The organism is Tenacibaculum insulae, from assembly GCF_964512435.1.
In the GTDB taxonomy this organism is placed as follows: Bacteria; Bacteroidota; Bacteroidia; order Flavobacteriales; family Flavobacteriaceae; genus Polaribacter; species Polaribacter insulae_A.
Genome location: NZ_OZ208512.1, coordinates 41,723 through 62,060, shown reverse-complemented (window position 1 = coordinate 62,060; position 20,338 = coordinate 41,723). Strand labels below are relative to the sequence as shown.

The 20,338-nt window shown below is 30.6% G+C and carries 19 protein-coding genes; 9 read left to right on the top strand and 10 right to left on the bottom strand.

All coding sequences use genetic code 11. The annotated features are described in order from the left end of the window. Nucleotides 1-11: 11 nt before the first annotated feature. A complete protein-coding gene (locus tag ACN5J5_RS00215; protein ID WP_418645359.1) occupies nucleotides 12-356 on the bottom strand; it encodes a DUF6249 domain-containing protein in 345 nt (114 codons plus the stop codon). Between the two features lie 139 nt (nucleotides 357-495). Here ACN5J5_RS00215 and ACN5J5_RS00210 point away from each other — a divergent pair, with 139 nt between their 5' ends. Continuing rightward, a complete protein-coding gene (locus tag ACN5J5_RS00210) occupies nucleotides 496-1,080 on the top strand; it encodes an RNA polymerase sigma factor (RefSeq protein WP_418645358.1) in 585 nt (194 codons plus the stop codon). Then, complete coding sequence (locus ACN5J5_RS00205; RefSeq protein WP_418645357.1) at nucleotides 1,067-1,477, top strand: hypothetical protein; 411 nt, start codon at nucleotides 1,067-1,069, stop codon at nucleotides 1,475-1,477. The genes ACN5J5_RS00210 and ACN5J5_RS00205 overlap by 14 nt, the downstream gene beginning before the upstream one ends. 41 nt (nucleotides 1,478-1,518) lie before the next feature. On the opposite strand, the gene ACN5J5_RS00200 is transcribed toward ACN5J5_RS00205, so the two are convergent. The 3 genes from ACN5J5_RS00200 to meaB form a co-directional block, all read right to left on the bottom strand. Continuing rightward, nucleotides 1,519-3,309: a DUF885 domain-containing protein gene (locus ACN5J5_RS00200; RefSeq protein ID WP_418645356.1), complete on the bottom strand. Its 1,791-nt coding sequence runs from the start codon at nucleotides 3,307-3,309 to the stop codon at nucleotides 1,519-1,521. Nucleotides 3,310-3,435: 126 nt separating this feature from the next. Then, on the bottom strand, nucleotides 3,436-3,777 hold the full coding sequence (locus ACN5J5_RS00195; protein ID WP_418645355.1) for a tRNA-binding protein: 342 nt from the start codon (nucleotides 3,775-3,777) through the stop codon (nucleotides 3,436-3,438). Continuing rightward, nucleotides 3,767-4,849, bottom strand: coding sequence for a methylmalonyl Co-A mutase-associated GTPase MeaB (gene meaB / locus ACN5J5_RS00190; RefSeq protein ID WP_418645354.1), 1,083 nt, complete (start codon nucleotides 4,847-4,849; stop codon nucleotides 3,767-3,769). The genes ACN5J5_RS00195 and meaB overlap by 11 nt, the downstream gene beginning before the upstream one ends. Nucleotides 4,850-4,949: 100 nt before the next feature. Between meaB and ACN5J5_RS00185 the strand changes: the two genes are divergently transcribed. From ACN5J5_RS00185 to lgt, 6 genes are all read left to right on the top strand, one after another. Further along, nucleotides 4,950-5,498, top strand: coding sequence for an RNA polymerase sigma factor (locus ACN5J5_RS00185; protein ID WP_418645353.1), 549 nt, complete (start codon nucleotides 4,950-4,952; stop codon nucleotides 5,496-5,498). Further along, a complete protein-coding gene (locus ACN5J5_RS00180) occupies nucleotides 5,491-6,057 on the top strand; it encodes a hypothetical protein (protein WP_418645352.1) in 567 nt (188 codons plus the stop codon). The genes ACN5J5_RS00185 and ACN5J5_RS00180 overlap by 8 nt, the downstream gene beginning before the upstream one ends. Then, a complete protein-coding gene (locus ACN5J5_RS00175) occupies nucleotides 6,038-7,546 on the top strand; it encodes a hypothetical protein (protein WP_418645351.1) in 1,509 nt (502 codons plus the stop codon). The genes ACN5J5_RS00180 and ACN5J5_RS00175 overlap by 20 nt, the downstream gene beginning before the upstream one ends. Before the next feature lie 113 nt (nucleotides 7,547-7,659). Further along, nucleotides 7,660-9,141, top strand: coding sequence for a cysteine--tRNA ligase (cysS, locus tag ACN5J5_RS00170; protein ID WP_418645350.1), 1,482 nt, complete (start codon nucleotides 7,660-7,662; stop codon nucleotides 9,139-9,141). A gap of 2 nt (nucleotides 9,142-9,143) precedes the next feature. Further along, entirely contained in the window at nucleotides 9,144-9,377 is a 234-nt protein-coding gene (yidD, locus tag ACN5J5_RS00165) for a membrane protein insertion efficiency factor YidD (protein ID WP_418645349.1), read from the top strand. A 137-nt stretch (nucleotides 9,378-9,514) separates the two neighbouring features. After that, the gene (gene lgt, locus ACN5J5_RS00160) at nucleotides 9,515-10,342 is read left to right on the top strand and encodes a prolipoprotein diacylglyceryl transferase (RefSeq protein ID WP_418645348.1); all 828 of its coding nucleotides are present in this window, start codon (nucleotides 9,515-9,517) and stop codon (nucleotides 10,340-10,342) included. Between the two features lie 75 nt (nucleotides 10,343-10,417). Here lgt and ACN5J5_RS00155 read toward each other — a convergent pair whose 3' ends face one another. The 3 genes from ACN5J5_RS00155 to fumC form a co-directional block, all read right to left on the bottom strand. Next, a complete protein-coding gene (locus tag ACN5J5_RS00155; RefSeq protein ID WP_418645347.1) occupies nucleotides 10,418-11,293 on the bottom strand; it encodes an aldose 1-epimerase family protein in 876 nt (291 codons plus the stop codon). Nucleotides 11,294-11,296: 3 nt separating this feature from the next. Next, nucleotides 11,297-11,770 (bottom strand): nucleoside deaminase, encoded by a 474-nt coding sequence (locus tag ACN5J5_RS00150; protein ID WP_418645346.1) that lies wholly within the window; start codon nucleotides 11,768-11,770, stop codon nucleotides 11,297-11,299. A 90-nt stretch (nucleotides 11,771-11,860) separates the two neighbouring features. Next, nucleotides 11,861-13,261, bottom strand: coding sequence for a class II fumarate hydratase (gene fumC / locus ACN5J5_RS00145; RefSeq protein WP_418645345.1), 1,401 nt, complete (start codon nucleotides 13,259-13,261; stop codon nucleotides 11,861-11,863). A gap of 146 nt (nucleotides 13,262-13,407) precedes the next feature. Between fumC and ACN5J5_RS00140 the strand changes: the two genes are divergently transcribed. Continuing rightward, nucleotides 13,408-13,584 (top strand): hypothetical protein, encoded by a 177-nt coding sequence (locus ACN5J5_RS00140; RefSeq protein WP_418645344.1) that lies wholly within the window; start codon nucleotides 13,408-13,410, stop codon nucleotides 13,582-13,584. 469 nt (nucleotides 13,585-14,053) lie between these two features. Here ACN5J5_RS00140 and ACN5J5_RS00135 read toward each other — a convergent pair whose 3' ends face one another. The 3 genes from ACN5J5_RS00135 to ACN5J5_RS00125 form a co-directional block, all read right to left on the bottom strand. Then, entirely contained in the window at nucleotides 14,054-16,516 is a 2,463-nt protein-coding gene (locus ACN5J5_RS00135; protein ID WP_418645343.1) for a TonB-dependent receptor domain-containing protein, read from the bottom strand. Nucleotides 16,517-16,639: 123 nt separating this feature from the next. Then, a complete protein-coding gene (gene yidC, locus ACN5J5_RS00130) occupies nucleotides 16,640-18,511 on the bottom strand; it encodes a membrane protein insertase YidC (RefSeq protein WP_418645342.1) in 1,872 nt (623 codons plus the stop codon). Nucleotides 18,512-18,704: 193 nt separating this feature from the next. Continuing rightward, nucleotides 18,705-20,318, bottom strand: a complete 1,614-nt coding sequence (locus ACN5J5_RS00125) for a CTP synthase (protein ID WP_418645341.1) — start codon at nucleotides 20,316-20,318, stop codon at nucleotides 18,705-18,707. Nucleotides 20,319-20,338 lie beyond the last annotated feature (20 nt).

The following is a 20,338-nucleotide window of genomic DNA, read 5'->3' as shown; positions in this document are numbered from 1 at the left end:
AGTAAATTTTATTAATCGTCTAACTTTTTAGTTAGGTTAAATCCTGTAAATAAACCTAAACCAGCCATAAAAAATATTAAAGCAGGGTAAATAGCTTCTTCATCAATAGTGGTATAAGTATCAACGATAGAGGCGATAAAAACACCTAAGCCAATTCCCATTAATAGTAAGGCTAAGTTTAAAATAATAACTCTTCCTGTTAAGGTTGAACGCTTTTTTTCGCCCGACATAAAAATTTTGGCATCTACTCCTTTTTCAATTAATGCTAAACGTTCTTTATTTCTTGTTGAAAAGAATAAATAAAAGATTCCGAAAATTACTGCGAATAAGAACATAAATACAATTGCTGCTTCCATATTTTAAAATTTAAATGATTATTTTTATTGTGTTTGCAAGTATGACTATGGTAAACTAAAAAAGGTTACAAAAAATTTAAAAAAAATTTAATTTAAAAAATGTGTAACCTTTTTTTATTGATTACTGTCAAAAGAAAAGATGACAACTATTAACGACCAATTATATATAGATAAAGTTTTAAAAGGCGATACCAATGCCTATGCTTTGTTGGTTGATAAATATAAAACAATGGTTTTTACATTGGCTTTAAAAATGGTAAAGAATAGGGAAGAGGCCGAAGAAATTTCTCAAGACACTTTTATAAAAGCATTTAAAAATTTGAGTAAATTTAAAGGCGATTCAAAATTCTCTACCTGGTTGTATAAAATAGGATATAGAACCAGTTTAGATAGCATAAAAAAGGAAGCAAAAAAATACAATACAGATACTATTGATGAAATTACCATTAATAAAATAAGTAGCACAGAAAATATTTTAAATACTATTGAAAAAAAAGAACGTGCTATTGTAATTAACAAATGTATGTTAAGTTTACCAGAAGATGAACGTACCATTTTATGGATGTTTTATTTTGATGAGTTAAGCTTAAAGGAAATTATTGAAATAACAGATTTTACTGAAGCCAACGTAAAAGTAAAATTACATAGAGCAAGAAAAAGGCTGCTAAATATTGTAAAACAAAATGTTGAACCCGAATTAATAGCGCATTATGGGAGAAATTAAACAAAATAAAGAGTTAGAAGCTTTTACAAAAAAGTATATAAAAGAATTAAAAAGTGAAAATCCGTCTGTAAATTTTACAGCAAGTTTAATGGATGTTTTACAAAAAGAAAATTCAATTATTTATAAAGCAACTCCTTTAATATCAAAAAAAGGATGGTTTGTTTTAGGCGGAATTTTAATTGCAAGTATTTTATATGTATCAAAAGGTACATCTTTAGCATGGATAAAAATGCCTAAAGTAAAAATGGATTATTTTTCAAATATTCAGATGTCTCATTTATTTGATAAAATAGCAGTGTCTAACACCATGTTATATGCTTGTTTCTTTTTTACAATAATGATTTTTATACAAATTCATTATTTTAAAAATCATTTTACAAAACATTTAAATTCATAAAAAAAACCGCATTAAATATTTAATGCGGTTTTTTTTATGAATTATTTTATTGAAGTAATCCAATTATCAATTTTGGATTCTAATAAAGCTAACGGAATACAACCCGTTTCTAAAACTTGATTATGAAATTCTCTAATATCAAATTTATCTCCTAGTTGTTTTTTAGCTTTGGCACGTAATTCACGTATTTTTAATTGCCCGATTTTATAAGACAATGCTTGCCCTGGATTAGCCATGTAACGTTCAATTTCTGAAATAATACTTGCTTCACTTTCGGCTTCATTATCTAAAGAATATTGAATTGCTTTTTCACGGCTCCAACCTTTGGCGTGCATTCCTGTATCAACCACTAAACGAATTGCACGGTGCATTTCCATACCTAACATTCCAAAATATTGATAAGGATCGGTGTATAAACCTAATTCTTTTCCTAAGTTTTCTGTATATAAAGCCCAACCTTCACCGTAAGCGCTGTACCATAAAGTTTTTCTGAAATCTGGTAAATCTTCATTTTCTTGCGTTAATGAAATCTGATAATGGTGGCCAGGTATTGCTTCATGTAAAAACAACGCTTCATCAGAAAACACATTGTATTTTGTTGCATCAGGAATTGGCGTGTAAAATACACCAGGACGTGTTCCGTCTAAAGAACCTGGATTGTATTCTGCACTTGCAGATGCCTCTCTAAACTTTTCTGTTTGCTTTACCACAAACGGAGTTTTAGGTTTGTTACCAAATAATTTTTCTAATTGCGGTTTCATTTTATCATGAATAGCATTAAAATTATCAATGATTTGTTTCGGAGTTGTGTAAGGCATTAACTCTTTGTTTTCTCTTACAAAATTGAAAAAGTCTTTTAATTCGCCTTTAAAACCAACTTGAGTTTTAACTTTTTCCATTTCAGCTAAAATTCTAGCAACTTCACTTAAACCTAAGTTATGAATTTCATCGGCAGTCATATTGGTAGTTGTGTAATTTTTGATAGCATGATTGTAATATGCCATTCCGTTTGGAATAACAGAAATACCGCTACTTTCTCTACCTGATTGTAAATATTTGGTAGTTAAAAATGTATGCATAGAATTGAAAATAGGAATTAATTTTTCTTTTAGCATATAGGTATATCTGTGCGTTAGCCTCTTTTTTTCATTGTCAGAAAAATTAGCAGGAAACATGTTAATTGGTGTATAAAACAAATGTTCCGTTATTTTAGTTTTAGCTAAACCTTCAAATTGCGGAATTATCTTTTTTATTAAAGATGTAGGTAAAACATATCCTTCTTTAGTTCCTTGACGCATGTTTTTAATTGCGATTTGAATCCAATCATAAAAACCATCTAATCTTTTTAACCAATTTTCGTAATCTTTTACTGTTTTAAAAGGTTGTGCACTGCTACCGCTACCTAATTGCCCCATGGTTAAATTGATTGTCCACATTTGATTTATCGGCATTAAAGCATCGTTTTTAAAACTATTTTGCGCCAAAACCATATCACAATCCCAAGCTAAAACAGCTTTACTCATTTGTTCACTTTCTGTTAAATCAGCATCTTTAAATTTTGCTAATTTCGATTTATAATCGGTATAAAAAGCTATGGTTTTTTCTTGATATTTTTTTGATATTGTAATAAGAAACTGATCGTTAAAGCGATTATCACCAGCAAAAGTGGCATTTATCGGATTTAAAATTAATTTACCTTCATTATAATCTTTTAAAAGTTGATTAAAAGCGGTGTTTTCTTTTACAGGTGTTAAAACGGCTTCTTTTTTCTCTTGTTTACAAGATATAAGTAACGAAGCAACAGCTATAATAGTTAAGAAGATTTTCTTCATGATTTTGTTTTTTTGATTGCAAACAAATATACCAAAAAGAAAAAGAGGTTATTTTATAAAAGTAAGTACTTGTTTTAAGTTTTATTAGGATTGATAATTTATTTAAAATTAGGTACAATAAATTTTTTATCCAATTTTTGTTCCGTTTTTTACAGGTTTGTCAGACGATAATAAAGTAACTTCTTTATCGTTTCCTAATCCGCCTAAAATTAAACATTCACTCATAATATTGGCAATTTGTTTTTTAGGAAAATTAACAACGGCAACAATTTGTTTACCTATTAATTCATCAGTAGTATATAATTTAGTGATTTGTGCCGAGGTTTTTTTTATCCCAAAGTCGCCAAAATCGATTTGCAATTTATACGCAGGATTTTTAACTTCTTTAAAAATATCCGCAGAAAGGATGGTACCAATCCGCATTTCTACTTTTTCAAAATCACTCCAAGTTAAATTATTATTTTCCATAGTTTATATTTAATAATCGTTGGGCAGCAGCAAAGGGTGTAGTTTTTCCGTTTTCTAAACTTAAAACTTCATTTTTAAGCACTTCTTTAATTTTAGGATTGTTATAAAAATTATTTTTTAATTGCTGATTAATGGTTTCTAACAACCAATAATTATTTTGTTCATTTCTTTTTTGTTGAAAATATGCATTGTTTTTTACCAACAACATATAGTCATTAATCATAGTATCAATAGCATCAATTCCTTGATGATTTAAGGCACTAGATAATAAAACTTTCGGCTGCCATTTACTGTCTTTTGGTGGATATAAATGTAAAGCTCTATTAAATTCAACTTTAGCAATTTTAGCATTTTTTTCGTTACCACTATCAGCTTTATTAATAACAATAGCATCTGCCATTTCAATAATTCCGCGTTTAATACCTTGTAATTCATCGCCTGCGCCTGCTAATTTTAGTAATAAAAAAAAGTCGGTCATAGAGTGTACAGCAGTTTCAGATTGCCCAACGCCAACGGTTTCAATAATAATGGTATCAAAACCAGCAGCTTCACATAAAATAATAGATTCTCTAGTTTTTTGAGCAACTCCACCCAAAGAGGTTCCCGAAGGAGAAGGACGAATAAAGGCATTCTTGTCGGTCACTAATTCTTCCATACGAGTTTTATCACCTAAAATACTTCCTTTATTTACAGAACTACTTGGGTCTACAGCTAAAACGGCTACTTTTTTACCTACCGAAGTTAAGTGTTTACCAAAAGCTTCAATAAAAGTACTTTTACCAACGCCAGGAACACCAGTAATACCTATTCGAATAGATTTGTTGGCGTGTGGTAAACAAGCTTCAATAATTTCGGTAGCTTGTTTTTGATGCTTGGTATTGGTACTTTCTACCAAGGTAATGGCTTTGCTTAAAAACGGAATACTACCTTTTAGAATTTGGGTAATAAATTGATTAGTAGTTGTTTTTTTTCTTCGGCTAAATTTTATTTTTTCTGCGGATGCTGTACTGGTTGTTTCTGGTTGAGAAACACCATCTTTTTCGGTAAGTGCAGATTTGTTTTTATGCGTCATTATAAAGGTAAAACGAAATAATAATGTAAATTTAAAAATAAAAAGGCAGCAAAATGCAACGTAACATAAAAAGTATCGTCTTTAGTATAAGAAATCAAAAATGAAACCAACCAAACAGCTACATCAATCCGTAATAGATGCGTGTAAAAACAATAATGCAAAAGCACAAATGCAATTGTATGATTTGTATTGCGATGCCATGTTTGCTGTAGCAATTAGGTATGTAAAAGATAAATTTATTGCTGAAGATGTGATGCAAGATGCTTTTATAAAAGCTTTTAAAAATATATATAATTATAAAGAAGAGGTTGCTTTTGGTGCTTGGTTAAAGCGGATTGTAATTAATCAAAGTATAGATTGGTTAAAAAAGAAAAAGTTAGAATTAGTATCAATAAATGAAGAAACAAGCAGTATTGTAGATGAAGATGATTGGAAGGTGTCGCCTACTATTTCGCATCAAGAAATTGTAAGTTGTATTCAAAATTTAAAAGATAAATATAGAGTTGTGTTAACTTTATTTTTATTAGAAGGATATGACCACGGAGAAATTTCACAAATTTTAGGAATTTCAGAAGTAACTTCTCGTACACATTTATTACGAGGAAAAAAGAAAGTAAAAGAACAGTTAAAAACAGTATATCATGTCTAAAGATATTAGAGAAATACTAAAAAAAGAAGTTGAAAATTCAGTAGAATTATCAACAAATCATAGGCAACGTTTTCAACAAAAATTGATGGAGGAATTACAAGAAAAACCATCAATTAAAAAATCATATAAATGGCTGTATGTTGCAGCTTCAATAGTTTTATTGGTAAGCTTAGGAATTCAATTTTACCCAACGAATACAATTGAAACACCGATAAAAGAAATACCAGAAGAATATAAAAACAATATAAGTTTAGGTACTATTTCGCCCGAGTTAAAAACGGTGGAGTCATATTATGTAAATACCATAAACTACGAATTAAGTCAGTTAGAATTAACAGACGATACGAAAGAATTTTTTGATGGTTATTTTGCCGAAATAGGCGAGTTAACCAAAGAATATAAAACCTTAACCCGAGAGCTCAATACAAAAGGGATTAATGATAATACTATCAATGCATTGATTGGAAACCTGCAAATGCGTTTACAGCTGTTAAAACGTATGCAAAAACAATTAAAAGAACTTAAAAATCCAACTCAAAATGATATTCAAAATATTTAAAATAGCCGTTTTTTCATTATTAACAACAGGTGTTGTTTTTGCTCAGAAATACGATAAAAAAATTAGTGAAAATTTTACAACCAATAAAGATGTTGTTGTAAACATAAATGCCTCAAATGCTGATATTGATGTAACTACATGGAACAAAAACCAAGTATCTGTAGAAGCTATTATTGAAGTAGAAGGACTTGATAAAAAAGCCGCCGAAAAGTATTTTAAAAATTGGCAATTTGAAGCTTTAGGGAATAAGAACAAAGTACAAATTAATGCAAGCAAAAATAATTTTCATTCGTTTGATAATAACAATTTTGTGTTTTTTAATTCCTCTAAAAATAACTTACCAAAAGTTTATCAATACGGTACAAACGATAATGTTATTGTAATACCAGAGATTTCTGAAATGCCAGAAATACCTGAGATGCCAGAAATTGAAATACCAGAAATTAATTTTGAAGAAATTGTTACAGGTTTAGAAAACATTGAGTTTGATTTTGATAAATACACGAAAGATGGTAAAAACTACTTTTTTCAATGGAAAGATGGTGTAAATGACATCACCATAAAATCTAAAAAAGAATGGGAAAAGTTTAAGAAAACAAAAAAATATAAAAGGTTTAAAAAAGATCAAGAAAAGAAGAAAAAAGAATTTAAAGAAAAAATTAAACAGCTTGAAAGAGAAAAAAAGGTTGAATTAATAAAGTTAAAAAGAGAAGTGTTAAAGAAAAAGGTTAACGCTAAAAGGCAACAGTTAATAAAAAAAAGAGAAGCACAACGATATAATCTTGAAATAAAAAGAGAGGCGTTAAAGAAAGCGCAAGAATCACTTAAAAGCACAAAATTAAATTTCGCTTTTTTAAATAAATCAGGATCAGTTACTATAAATGGTAAAAAAGTAAAAATAACCAAGAAAATCATTATTAAAGTACCAAAAAATGCAAAATTCGATTTAAACACACGCCATTGTAAAGTTAAATTACCAAAAACAAAAGCATCCGGAAAAGTAAGTTACGGTACTTTTAAAGCTGATAATTTAAACGGAAGTCACTTAAACGTATCATTTTCGCCTGTAACCATCAATTCATTAAATGAGAGTACTTTGTTTTTAAATAACGTATCCGATGCTAATTTAGCATCGGTTACCAATACCAAAATAAGTTCAACTTCGTCAGAAGTTGTTCTTGTTAACGTTTATAATGATGTTGAGGTAAATAGTAAATTTGGAGGTTTAAAAGTCAATAAAATTCACCCCAATTATCATACTTTTAAAGTTGATTTAAATTCATCCGAAGCTTTGATAAATATAGCTAACATAAATAAAAAATTAACGTATGTTATAGGAGGTAAAGCTAAAAATTATCCTAATAAACCAGCAATAAAATTTTCGGTTAACGATTCTAAAAAAGAAGTAAATGGTAATTTTAGCATATCAACAGAAGATAATATGGTGAAAATCATTGGTAAATACAGTCAGTTAGTACTTCAAAAATAATAGATTGTATTAAAAAAATACCTTTTAAAATTTTATTACTTTCCTAATAAATTCCATTTCATTATTCTTTATAAAGTGCCTATCTTTAGCATCTGTAAACAGTCACTTTTTCAATGGAATTATACAAAGAAAATCAACTAAAAGTATACAACTCTTTAACAAAAACAAAAGAGCTTTTTAAACCTGTAACCGAAGGACGCGTAGGAATGTACGTTTGTGGACCAACGGTATATAGCAACGCCCATTTAGGAAACGTACGTACGTTTATGTTTTTTGATGTGGTGTATCGTTATATGTTACATTTAGGGTATAAAGTGCGTTATGTACGTAATATTACTGATGCAGGTCATTTAGAAAATGATGCTGATGAAGGAGAGGATAGAATTTCTAAAAAAGCACGTTTAGAGGAAATCGAACCGATGGAAGTGGTACAAAAGTACACGGTAGATTTTCATGATGTTTTAAAAAATTACAACTTTTTACCACCAAGTATAGAGCCAACTGCAACTGGGCATATTGTTGAACAGATTGAAATGATTAAAGAAATCATGGAAAAAGGTTTGGCTTACGAAGTAAATGGTTCTGTTTATTTTGATGTTTTAAAGTACAACGAAACTGGCAATTACGGAATCCTTTCTGGTAGAAAAATAGAAGATGCAATTCACAATACTCGAACTTTAGATGGGCAATCGGATAAAAAAAATCCGCAAGATTTTGCACTTTGGAAAAAAGCAGATGAACGCCATATTATGCGTTGGCCTTCTCCTTGGAGTGATGGTTTTCCTGGTTGGCATTTAGAATGTTCGGTAATGAGCACAAAATATTTAGGCGAAAAATTTGATATTCACGGAGGTGGAATGGATTTAAAATTTCCGCATCACGAGTGTGAAATAGCGCAATCGCAAACCTGTAGTGGTGTAACGCCTGTAAATTACTGGATGCATACCAATATGTTATTGTTAAATAGCCAGAAAATGGCAAAATCTACAGGAAATTTTATTTTACCAAACGAAATTTTATCAGGAGAAAATAGTGTGTTGCCAAAAGCATTTTCGGCAAGTGTAGTTCGTTTTTTTAACATGCAGGCCAATTACAGAAGTATTTTAGATTTTTCGGGAGAAGCTTTAGAAGCATCAGAAAAAGGACATACAAAGTTAATGGATGCTGTTAATTATTTAGATAAAATTGAAACAAGTAATACATCAACCTTTAATATTACTAGTTGGAAAAATGATTGTTATGCGGCAATGAATGACGATTTTAACACGCCTGTTTTAATTTCACATTTATTTGAAGCTGTAAAAAACATCAACCAAATAAAAGAAGGAAAAGCAACTTTAACTGCTGCTGATTTAGAAGATTTTACCAAAACCATCAATGCTTTTGTTTTTGATGTTTTAGGATTGATGAATGAAGCAACCAAAGGTAATAATTCTGATAAATTAAGCGGAGTTGTAGAAATGTTGATTCAAATGCGAAAAGAAGCACGCGAGAACAAAGACTGGGCTTTATCCGACGAAATTCGTGATAAGTTATTAGCTTTAGGCATTCAATTAAAAGACGGTAGAGAAGGAACAAGTTTTTCGGTTAATTAATTTTGAAGAAAATTTTAACATATCCTTTTATAATGCTGGTGCGATTTTATCAAACAGCAATTTCGCCATTTACACCAGCAACGTGTAGGTATTCGCCAACATGCTCTAGTTATACAATTATAGCATTACAAAAACACGGTTTGTTTTATGGCGGTTGGTTGGCTTTAAAAAGAATTTTTAGCTGTCATCCTTGGGGAGGTAGTGGTTACGATCCGGTGCCAGAAAAAAAGAAATAGTAATTTTTAACTCGAACATTATTTAAAAACAAAGTAATATTTGTTAAAAATAGAAATGTAGTTTGCAAGATTATTTAGTGAAAATAAATTAAAAATGGGTTGCGAATAGTCGAGACCTGACATAAATAAAAATATAAATGAATTTTTTATCCATAGTATGGGATTTAGATCCTGAAATTATAAAAATAGGAAGTTTTGGTGTTCGTTGGTACAGTTTAATGTTTGTAGCAGCTTTTGTATTAGGACTTCGGTTTATGAAGAAAATTTATATAAATGATAATATTTCGGTTGAAAAACTTGATCCTTTATTTATGTATGTTTTTGTTTCTATGTTGGTAGGAATGCGTTTAGGAGATGTTTTCTTTTATAGTTGGGATTATTACCAAAACCATTTATTAGAAATTATTTTACCAATGAAAAAATTGGCTGATGGTTCATGGAAATTCACAGGTTTTACTGGTTTTGCAAGTCATGGTGCTGCCATCGGTATTCCTATTGCTTTATATTTTTACGCTAAAAAACATTTAAATAAACCATGGTTGTTTATTTTAGATAGATTAGGAATTATGGTTGCCTTAGCTGGTTTTTTTATCCGTTTAGGAAACTTTTTTAATTCAGAAATTTACGGAAAACCAACAGGAAGTAGTTTCGGAGTAATTTTTAAAAGAGCAGGAGAGACGGTTCCTTCACATCCAACACAATTATACGAAGCATTTAGTTATTTAGCCCTGTTTTTTGCTTTATGGCATTTTTACTGGAAAACAGATAAAAAGAATCAATCAGGATTTTTATTCGGATTATTTATGGTGGTACTATGGTCGTTACGTTTCTTTATCGAGTTTTTAAAGAAAGCCCAAGTTGATGGTAGAGAAGATTGGGTATTTAACTCATTAAATACGGGACAAGTATTAAGTATTCCGTTGGTATTAATTGGTTTTTGGTTGATGTTTAGAAAAACAAAATAGATAGATTTTTAGTAAAATAAAAAACCTCTAAGTAGCAATTACTTGGAGGTTTTTTTTATGTACTTGTTTTTTTGATTAAAAGAAATCAAAAGAATAACTGTTTTCGTAGGTTTTAGTTTCGGCTAAATTTAGCATACCAGTTTTATCTTTTAAAATTTGATTACTATCATCACTATCAGAAATTCCCATCCAAGGTTCTATACAAATAAAAGGAGTACCTGTTTCTTTTGTCCAAAAAGCTAAATATTTCCAATCCGGAAAGTGTAAATGAATTCCGTGAGCGTGTTTTTTTGATTTTAAAGAAACCGTTTTAGATGTAATTCCTTTGTATATTAAAGTATCAAAAGATGTAAATAAATCATACGATAAATCGATTTTTTGACCAAGATTCACTTTTTTAGAAGCGTTGTTTCTAAATCCCGTTTTCGGATTTAAAAATAATTGTGTAGGTGTTTCTTCTTTTTCAAACTCAATAAAATAATCATTAAAAGAAGTGTTTTCAATTAAAGGACAGTTAAAAGCAGGATGTGCACCAATAGAAAAATAAATAGTTTGATTATCTAAATTAACAACTTTATAAGAAACAGAAAGTTGACTATCTTTTAATTCATAACAAATCTGTAAGCTAAACTTATAAGGATATTTAGCTATCGTTTTTGTAGAATATAAAAGTTGAAAAGTAACTTTAGTGTCATTTTTAGTTAAAACAGTAAAAGAAGTATCTCTAGCAAAACCATGTTGAGGTAATTGATACTTTTCGTCATCAATTTTATAAGTATTTTCTTTAAGTTTACCTACAATGGGAAATAAAATAGGAGCGTGACGCTTCCAAAAAGAAGCATCACCATTCCATAAATAATTTAAGTTAGTTTTTTTCGAATATATTTTTGAAATTTCAGCACCTAATGTGTTAATTTCAATCTTTAAATATTCATTTTCTAAAATAACCATAATTTAATATTCAATTTTATCTTGTTTTTCTGTCCATTTTTCAAAAGGTTCTAAGGCAATTTTTCGCCCAACTTGTTCAAACGGAATGCTTCTTTTTTCGTAAGGTAACGGAATTTCTTTGTAAATAAATTCGTCATCAAAACCAATATTAGCAGCATCAACTTGATTGCTTCCGTAATACACCTTATCTGGTCTAGCCCAATAAATTGCTCCTAAACACATAGGGCAAGGTTCGCAAGAAGTGTATACAATACATCCATCTAACTGAAAAGACCCAATGTTTTTACAAGCATCTCTAATTGCAGTAACTTCGGCATGCGCCGTTGGGTCGTTGGTTGAGGTAACTTTGTTATTTCCGCGACCTATAATTTCTCCGTCTTTTACAACAATACAACCAAAAGGACCACCTTCGTTATTTTGCATTCCTTTTAAAGCTGCTTTTACAGCTTCACTCATATATTCTTCGTGTGTATTCATCATCTTTTCTTTTAATATGATTAATTATTTTCGCTAAAAAAAGCTGCATAAATTATGCAGCTTTTTTTAGCGTTTACAAAATTAAGTATTTTATTTTAATCCTCCAGTCATGTCTTCTGGTTTTACCCATTCGTCATATTGTTCAGATGTAACATAACCTAAACGTACCGCTTCTTCTTTTAAAGTTGTTCCGTTTGCGTGTGCAGTGTTAGCAATTTCAGCAGCTTTATAATATCCAATTTTAGTATTTAATGCAGTAACTAACATTAAAGAGTTGTTTACTAACTCGGTAATTCTATCGTGGTTAGGCTCTATACCAGCAGCACAGTTAATATCAAAAGATACACAAGCATCTCCAATTAATTGAGCAGATTGTAATACGTTAGCCGCCATCATTGGTTTAAATACGTTTAATTCGTAATGTCCTTGCGTACCACCAACGGTAACAGCAACGTCATTACCCATAACTTGTGCACAAACCATAGTAATAGCTTCTGCTTGCGTAGGATTCACTTTTCCAGGCATAATAGAAGAACCTGGCTCGTTAGCAGGGATAATTAATTCACCAATTCCACTACGAGGCCCTGAAGCCATTAAACGAATATCATTAGCAATTTTATTAATTGAAACCGCTAATTGTTTTAAAGCTCCGTGTGTTTCAACTAAAGCATCGTGTGCAGCTAATGCTTCAAATTTATTTTCGGCAGTAATAAAAGGTAAACCAGTAAATTCTGCAATGTATTTAGCAACTAAAATATCGTAACCAGCAGGTGTGTTTAAACCTGTACCTACCGCTGTTCCTCCTAAAGCTAATTGACTAAGGTGTTCAAGAGAGTTGTTTACAGCTTTTAAACCAAAGTTTAATTGTGCTACATAACCAGAAAATTCTTGACCTAAAGTTAACGGAGTTGCATCCATTAAATGGGTACGACCAATTTTAACAACGTCTTTAAAAGCTTCTGATTTTTTTTGTAAAGTATCGCGTAATTGCTCAACTCCAGGAATAGTAGTTTCTACAATTTTTTTATAAGCAGCAATGTGCATACCTGTAGGAAACGTATCGTTTGATGATTGCGATTTATTTACATCATCATTTGGTTGAATGGTTTTTTCACCTTCACCAATAACTTTACCTGCAATTTCATGTGCTCTGTTGGCAATAACTTCGTTACAGTTCATGTTAGATTGCGTACCAGAACCTGTTTGCCAAATTACTAACGGAAATTGATCGTTGTGTTTACCTGCTAAAATTTCGTCACAAACTTGAGCAATTAAATCTCTTTTTTCGTTAGATAAAACGCCTAATTCAGCATTTGTATAAGCAGCCGCTTTTTTTAAGTAAGCAAAACCATATACAACTTCTAATGGCATAGACCCAGCAGGACCAATTTTAAAGTTGTTACGAGAACGTTCGGTTTGTGCTCCCCAGTATTTATCAGCAGGAACTTCAACGTTTCCCATGGTGTCTTTTTCGATTCTGTATTTTGTCATTTTAAAATGATTTAAAAGGCTATAATTTAACTAAAATCAAAATTACAAATTCTAAAAGTTTTAGTACGTGATTTTTGTCAGATTTTATTGCTTGAAAAGAAAAATAGTTTTAATTTTGCTGCATAACAATTATTAATAAGAAACAAATGTTAGATTTTTCAGAATTTTCAGGATTGGTATTATTCATGTTTATTTTTACAACCGGATTTTGGTTGTTAATTTTCTTATTAACATTTGTAGTTCCTTACTGGATTGGCGGAACAATTTGGGAGAACTTAAAATTAAAAAGAGAAGCAAAAAAAGCTGCTGAAGAAGCTAAGTAATTTTTGTAGATAAAATAATAGTAAAAAGCTCGTTTATAATAAACGAGCTTTTTTTGTATTTATATTTTTTTTAAGAAGCTATTTCCCGCTTTCCGCACTCGCTTTTTTTGAAGAAAAATCAAAAAAGAGCTCAAACAATTGCTGCAATCGGGGCTAGGCAATTAATTAAGAATCCGTTTTTCGATAAATTAATAATATTTATATAATGCTGGTTGGTTGCTATATGAAGGCATAGAAGAGTCGAAATTTATTATAAAGACCTCACAGGTTTTAAAAACCTGTGAGGTCAAAAATACTACTCATAGTAAATTAATTACAATTAGTGTTTACTTTTAAATAGCGGTAACTGCGTTAGGGATTGAATGGTTTGTTTGAGCTCTTTCATAAAAAAACACACAAGTTTAAAACTTGTGTGTTTTTTTATGAAAAGCGAGTAATGAAAGCCCGCTCGAACGCCCAAAATAAAATTTTAACCGTCGTAACCTTCACCGCCACCACCGTCGAAATTTTGATTTTTTTGTGCTTTATTTCGTTGGTTTTTATTTTGATTAAAACGATACGTAAAACTTAAACTAATTTGACGTTCACGCCATTGAAACTCTCCGTTAGAAATGGTTGATGGATTTTCTCTTCCGCCATAATAAGTAGTGCTTTCTCGTTTACGAGAGTTGAATAAATCGCTTACATTTAATACCAAAGAGGCTTTGTCTTTTAAAATATCTTTACTAAAAGCTAGGTTTGCCATAAACATTCCTTCTCTATCGCTTTGTGCGTTGTTTTGTGGTCCTCGGTACATTAAACGTGTTTGCCATTGTATTTTTGCAGGCAATGTAATACGAGAGTTAAAACGAGCAAACCAGCTACTTTCGTTTACCTCGGCTAGGTTTGTGGTAACTTGCGATCCGTCTTGTGCGGTGTAAGTGTACGAAAACGCATCCGTATTAAATTTAAAGTAGTTAAAACTTGCTGATAAACGTACTTTTTTTGTTGGATTGTAGTTTGACGTAAATTCGAATCCGTAACGAGTTTCATCATTTAAATTTAAAGGTTGACTAACAAAAACGTTGGTTCCGTTTCTTTCTTCAATTATTGAAACACGTTGAATTTTATCTGTTGAAAGTTGGTAATATAATGAGGCTCCTAAATTAAATTTTCTGATTTTTGTGTTGTAACCTAAATCGAATGAACTTGTAAATGTTGGATTTAAATCTGGATTTCCTCTAAATACATTGGTTGCAGAGCTACGACTTTCAAACGGATTTAAAAACCAGTGACGTGGTCTTCTTAAACGTCTGCTGTAACCTAAGGTTAGGTTTTCGTTGTCGTTTAATTCGTATCCTAAATTAATGGTTGGAAACCACTCTGTATATTTTTTTTCTGATTTTTGATTTGTAGTAATTACCTCTAAATCAATTTCGGTAATTTCGGTACGAAGTCCTAATAAATAAGAGAAGTTATTTATTTTACTTCCGTATTGGGTATAAAAAGCATAAATGTCTTGCTTAAATTCGATGGCATTTGATGGGTCGAAATTTGAATTCGGATCTAAAATGTTTACTCTAAAATCTGATTCTAAATTTTGTAAAGTAGCTTTATGTCCGATTTCAAATTGACTATTTTCACCGATAGGCAATACATAGTCTATCTGAAATAATTTTTCTTTAGAGTTTGTAATTTGCGAATTATCTTCAGATAAAATATCGTTTACTTTAATTGGCGAGTTTTCTGTTTGTTCGCTATCACCGTATTGTAAATCTATAGATATTTTTTCACCGTTATCATTTAAGTTATTGGTGTAATTTATAGAGTATTGTTTGTCTACGCCGTCTTCATCTTCGTTTTCAACTCTATTTTCGTTTAAAAGTACTTGTGTTGGGTCGTTAAATAAATAACGATCGGTAATATTGGTTGCAATATCATTTCCGTTAGATTTTCGATATACAAAGTTACCTGTAACCGAACTTTTTTTGTTGATATAATATTCTAAACCAACAGAAGCATTAAAGTTTTTGTTTTCTCTATCAAAAGTTCTGTCTTCAACTTGTGTGCTGTCTAAAGTTCCGTTAGTTAAATATGAAAATTCAGTTTGTGAGTTTCCTGGACCTTTACGGTATGAGTAACCAAGGCTTGAAAAAAGATTTATTTTTTTTGTTCTGTAATTTAAATTAGGTGCCACTCTAAACATATCAGGATTACCAACAGTCGCATTTAAAGAACCGTTAAAACCAGTAATTTTTCCTTTTCTTAAAATAATATTTAAAATACCAGCAGTTCCTTCAGCATCATATCTGGCAGATGGTGAGGTAACAACTTCTACTTTTTCAATAGCATCGGCAGGTAAATTTCTTAAAGCATCAGTACCCGTTAAACCTACCAAAGCTGATGGTTTTCCATCAATAAGAATTCTAACATTTTCATTACCACGTAAACTAACGGCTCCTTCGGCATCTACACTTACCGATGGTACGTTGTCTAAAACATCAGAAGCTGTTCCGCCTTTTACTGTCATGTCTTTACCTACGTTATATATTTTTTTATCTAAACGGATTTCAACAGTAGATTTTTCGGCAATAATTTCTACTTCATTTAAAGTTTCTGCGTCTTCTGAAAGTAAAATTGTTCCTAAATTTTTACTTGCTGTTAAGTTTTGTGTTCCTAAATTTTTTGATTTAAATCCGATAAACTCAACCTTTATACTATAATTACCTGAAGGTGCATCTACAGAAAATTTACCTTTTATATTTGTAACACCTCCTAAAACTTGCTTTGTTTTAGTATTGGTTAATACCAAAGTTGCATATTCTAAAGGTTGTTTGGTTTTGGTTTCTAAAACCGTACCAGAAAGTGTAATTTTTGAAGCTCTTTTTTTAGTAGATTTTTGGGCTACAGTTGTAAGGCTAACGAGTAAAAAAAGAAATAATATTTTTTTCATTGTAGTTTGTTTATAGTCTAGATAAGACAGCAAATTTCTTTAAAGGTTTAAAGAGGTTTAGTTAAAGGAATGTTAAATAAAAAAAGGTCGCTAATGCGACCTTTTTAAGTATGAAAAAATAATTTATTTTTTTCTAGATTTTTGCTGAGCTGCTTGTTGCTCTTGGGCTTGTTTCATGGCATTATCTAAACGCTCACGGAACTTGCTTTTAGCTTTTTCAGGCTTCTTTTTATTTTCTTCAATTTTAGCGTGAATTTTAGCTTCATCAATTACATAGTTTTTAATTACTAACATAATTGCAATGGTTAATAAGTTTGATATGAAATAGTATAAACTTAATCCACTTGCGTAGTTATTAAAGAAAAATAACATCATAATAGGAGAGAAGTAAATCATATACTTCATCATTTTACTCATATCTGGCATTCCTTCTTGCGTAGGCGCTTGCATATTTGCTTGTTGACTTTGGTTCATTTTCATGTAAAAGAAAATGGCTATAGATGCTAATATTGGAAATAAACTTACGTGATCTCCGTAAAATGGAATGCTAAATGGTAATTGATAAATCATATCGTAAGATGATAAATCATTTGCCCATAAAAAGCTTTTTTGTCTAAACTCAATATTTGTTGGAAAAAACTTAAATAAAGCAAAGAAAACAGGCATTTGTAGTAGGGCGGGTATACAACCAGACATCATACTAACTCCCGCTTTTCGCTGTACCGTCATAATTTCTTGCTGACGTTTCATTGCGTTTTCTTTACCAGGATATTTTTTGTTGATTTCTTCCATTTCTGGACGAATAACCTTCATTTTTGCACTTGATAAATACGATTTATAAAGTACTGGCGACATGATAATACGAACAACAATGGTCATTAAGATAATAATCAATCCGAAGTTACCAATAAATCCTTTTAATAAGTTAAATACTGGATGGAAAACAGTACGGTTTAAAAATCCGAAAATTCCCCAACCTAAATCAGCAATTTCATCTAAACTTGTTCCTTCGTATGATTTTAATAAATTGTAATCTGTTGGTCCGTAAAACCATTGCATATTATAATTTAATTCTCCGTTTGTTAATGTTAAAGGAGTTTTTAAACCGTACGTTTTTGTAAAAACACTATCTTTTTCTTCGCCAGCAAAATCAACCGATTTTAAACTAGCGTTGCTAAATGGAGTATCAGAAGATAAAATTGTAGAAAAGAAATGTTGTTTATAAGCAATCCAATCAATATCGTTGGCTACTTCATCGTCATTCATTTGTAAATACTCTACTTCGTCATCAGCTTTATAATAATAGTAAGAGTACATGTTTTCGGTTTTTAAACTTTTTTCATGTCTAAAACCTTTTAAGTTCCAATCTAAATTGATTGCCTGAGAGCTATTAATTACATTATTTAATCCTTGAGAACGCACAGCAAAACCAACACGGTAATCGTCTTTTTTAATTTCGTATCGGTATTCTAAAAATTGAGTTTCAGATACTTTCAATTTCATAGAAAGTACTTGTATATCACCATTTTTAGTTAACGTAGGTGTAAATAATAAATCTTTAGTATTTAAAATACGATTATCAGTAGTACCAAAATTAATATTAAAAGATGCATTTTTATCTTTCACTAAATATAAAGGAAGCGAATCGTAGGTTTTAAAATTTTTGATTAAGGCCTCAATTATTTGTCCACCTTTATTATCAATAGTTAATTTTACTAGGTCGTTTTCTATTGCAGTAACTCCTTCTTTACCAGTAGAAGCACCATAGGCAAAAGCACCTAATTTATTTTTTAAAGCAATTTGTTGTAACGAATCGTTTACAACAGCAGTTTCAACAGTGTTGTTTGCAGTATTTGCTACTTCGGTAACTTGCTCGGTTTTTGTAGTGTTTTCAGGAGTTACTTCTGGTTTACGGGTGTTCATCCACCAAAGTAATATTCCTCCTAATAAAAGCATTCCTATAAAGGAATTTAAATCAAATTTTTTTTGTTCCATTGATTATGTGTTATAATGTCAACTTGTCATTTTATGTTTTTCTGATTATTGAAAAACCCGACAAATGTAGTAAAACCCTATTGATATTATTAGGTTTTACGGTGATTAATTTTGATGCTATTGGTAGTTCAAATAGCGTTCCAAATTATTGATAAAAAAATCCTGTAATTAAATAACTACAGGATTTTTAAATTTATTTTTTTGATTGTTCTAAAGCGGCTTTTATAAATCCGACAAATAATGGATGTGGATTTAAAACGGTACTTTTATATTCTGGGTGATATTGTACACCAACAAACCAAGGGTGTGAAGGAACTTCAACAATTTCTACCAACCCTGTTTTAGGATTTACACCAGTAGCTTTCATTCCAGCTAATTCTAACTGCTCTTTATAATCGTTATTGTATTCGTATCTATGGCGATGACGCTCACTAATTAAATTAGCTTTATAGGCTTCAAATACTTTAGAATCTTTAGTTAATTCACAATCCCAAGCACCTAAACGCATTGTTCCACCTTTTTCAGTAACATTTTTTTGCTCTTCCATTAAATTAATAACTGGATGTACTGTTTTTTCGTTCATTTCGGTAGATTCGGCTTCTTTTAAACCTAAAACATTACGAGAATACTCGATAACTGCCATTTGCATACCTAAACAAATTCCTAAAAAAGGAATGTTATTTTCACGTACATACTGTACTGCGGCAATTTTTCCTTCAATTCCGCGATCACCAAAACCAGGAGCTACCAATACACCATCTAAACCTTTTAATTTAGTTGCAGCATTTTTAGGCGTTAGTTCTTCTGAGTGTATCCAACGTACATTTACTTTTGCTTTGTTTGTTGCACCAGCATGAATAAAAGCTTCGGTAATTGATTTGTATGAATCATGTAATTCAACATATTTACCAACCAAACCAATTTCTAAAGTAGCGGTAGGATTTTTATAAGCATTCACAAATTGATTCCATTCTTGTAATGCAGGTTGTTTGCGAGTAGATAAGTTTAATTTATCTAAAACAACATAATCTAATCCTTCTTTAAACATTAAATTAGGAACATCGTAAATTGTTTCAGCATCTAAAGACTGAATAACATCTTGTTTTTTAACATTGCAAAATAAAGCAAGCTTACGTTTTATAGTGTCGTTAATTTCATGTTCAGAACGACAAACAAGAATATTAGGACTTAAACCACTTTGCATTAACATCTTTACAGAATGCTGTGTAGGTTTGGTTTTTAATTCGCCTGCAGCTGCTAAATAAGGAACAAGTGTTAAGTGGATAATAATGGCGTTATCTTCACCTAATTCCCATTGTAATTGACGAACAGCTTCAATATACGGTAGTGATTCAATATCACCAACGGTTCCGCCTATTTCGGTAATTACGATATCATAATCGCCAGTATTCCCTAAAATTTGAATACGATGTTTAATTTCATCAGTAATATGTGGAATTACTTGTACCGTTTTTCCTAAAAACTCACCTTTACGCTCTTTGTTAATTACTGATTGATAAATTTTACCAGTAGTAACATTATTAGCTTGTGAAGTAGGAATGTTTAAAAAACGTTCGTAATGTCCTAAATCTAAGTCTGTTTCAGCTCCGTCATCAGTTACATAACATTCACCGTGTTCATACGGGTTTAATGTTCCTGGATCAATATTAATATATGGGTCTAATTTTTGAATAGTTACAGAGAAACCACGTTCTTGTAATAATTTCGCTAAAGAAGCGGCTATAATTCCTTTTCCTAGTGATGAAGTTACGCCTCCTGTTACAAAAACGTATTTAGTATTGTTCATGGTGTTGTTAGGTTTGGGCA

Coding starts and splice junctions, on each gene's coding strand:
- ACN5J5_RS00215 (WP_418645359.1), bottom strand. CDS start 356: ATGGAAGCAGCAATTGTATTTATGTTCTTATTCGCAGTAATTTTCGGA.
- ACN5J5_RS00210 (WP_418645358.1), top strand. CDS start 496: ATGACAACTATTAACGACCAATTATATATAGATAAAGTTTTAAAAGGC.
- ACN5J5_RS00205 (WP_418645357.1), top strand. CDS start 1,067: ATGGGAGAAATTAAACAAAATAAAGAGTTAGAAGCTTTTACAAAAAAG.
- ACN5J5_RS00200 (WP_418645356.1), bottom strand. CDS start 3,309: ATGAAGAAAATCTTCTTAACTATTATAGCTGTTGCTTCGTTACTTATA.
- ACN5J5_RS00195 (WP_418645355.1), bottom strand. CDS start 3,777: ATGGAAAATAATAATTTAACTTGGAGTGATTTTGAAAAAGTAGAAATG.
- meaB (WP_418645354.1), bottom strand. CDS start 4,849: ATGACGCATAAAAACAAATCTGCACTTACCGAAAAAGATGGTGTTTCT.
- ACN5J5_RS00185 (WP_418645353.1), top strand. CDS start 4,950: ATGAAACCAACCAAACAGCTACATCAATCCGTAATAGATGCGTGTAAA.
- ACN5J5_RS00180 (WP_418645352.1), top strand. CDS start 5,491: ATGTCTAAAGATATTAGAGAAATACTAAAAAAAGAAGTTGAAAATTCA.
- ACN5J5_RS00175 (WP_418645351.1), top strand. CDS start 6,038: ATGATATTCAAAATATTTAAAATAGCCGTTTTTTCATTATTAACAACA.
- cysS (WP_418645350.1), top strand. CDS start 7,660: ATGGAATTATACAAAGAAAATCAACTAAAAGTATACAACTCTTTAACA.
- lgt (WP_418645348.1), top strand. CDS start 9,515: ATGAATTTTTTATCCATAGTATGGGATTTAGATCCTGAAATTATAAAA.
- ACN5J5_RS00155 (WP_418645347.1), bottom strand. CDS start 11,293: ATGGTTATTTTAGAAAATGAATATTTAAAGATTGAAATTAACACATTA.
- ACN5J5_RS00150 (WP_418645346.1), bottom strand. CDS start 11,770: ATGAATACACACGAAGAATATATGAGTGAAGCTGTAAAAGCAGCTTTA.
- fumC (WP_418645345.1), bottom strand. CDS start 13,261: ATGACAAAATACAGAATCGAAAAAGACACCATGGGAAACGTTGAAGTT.
- ACN5J5_RS00140 (WP_418645344.1), top strand. CDS start 13,408: ATGTTAGATTTTTCAGAATTTTCAGGATTGGTATTATTCATGTTTATT.
- ACN5J5_RS00135 (WP_418645343.1), bottom strand. CDS start 16,516: ATGAAAAAAATATTATTTCTTTTTTTACTCGTTAGCCTTACAACTGTA.
- yidC (WP_418645342.1), bottom strand. CDS start 18,511: ATGGAACAAAAAAAATTTGATTTAAATTCCTTTATAGGAATGCTTTTA.
- ACN5J5_RS00125 (WP_418645341.1), bottom strand. CDS start 20,318: ATGAACAATACTAAATACGTTTTTGTAACAGGAGGCGTAACTTCATCA.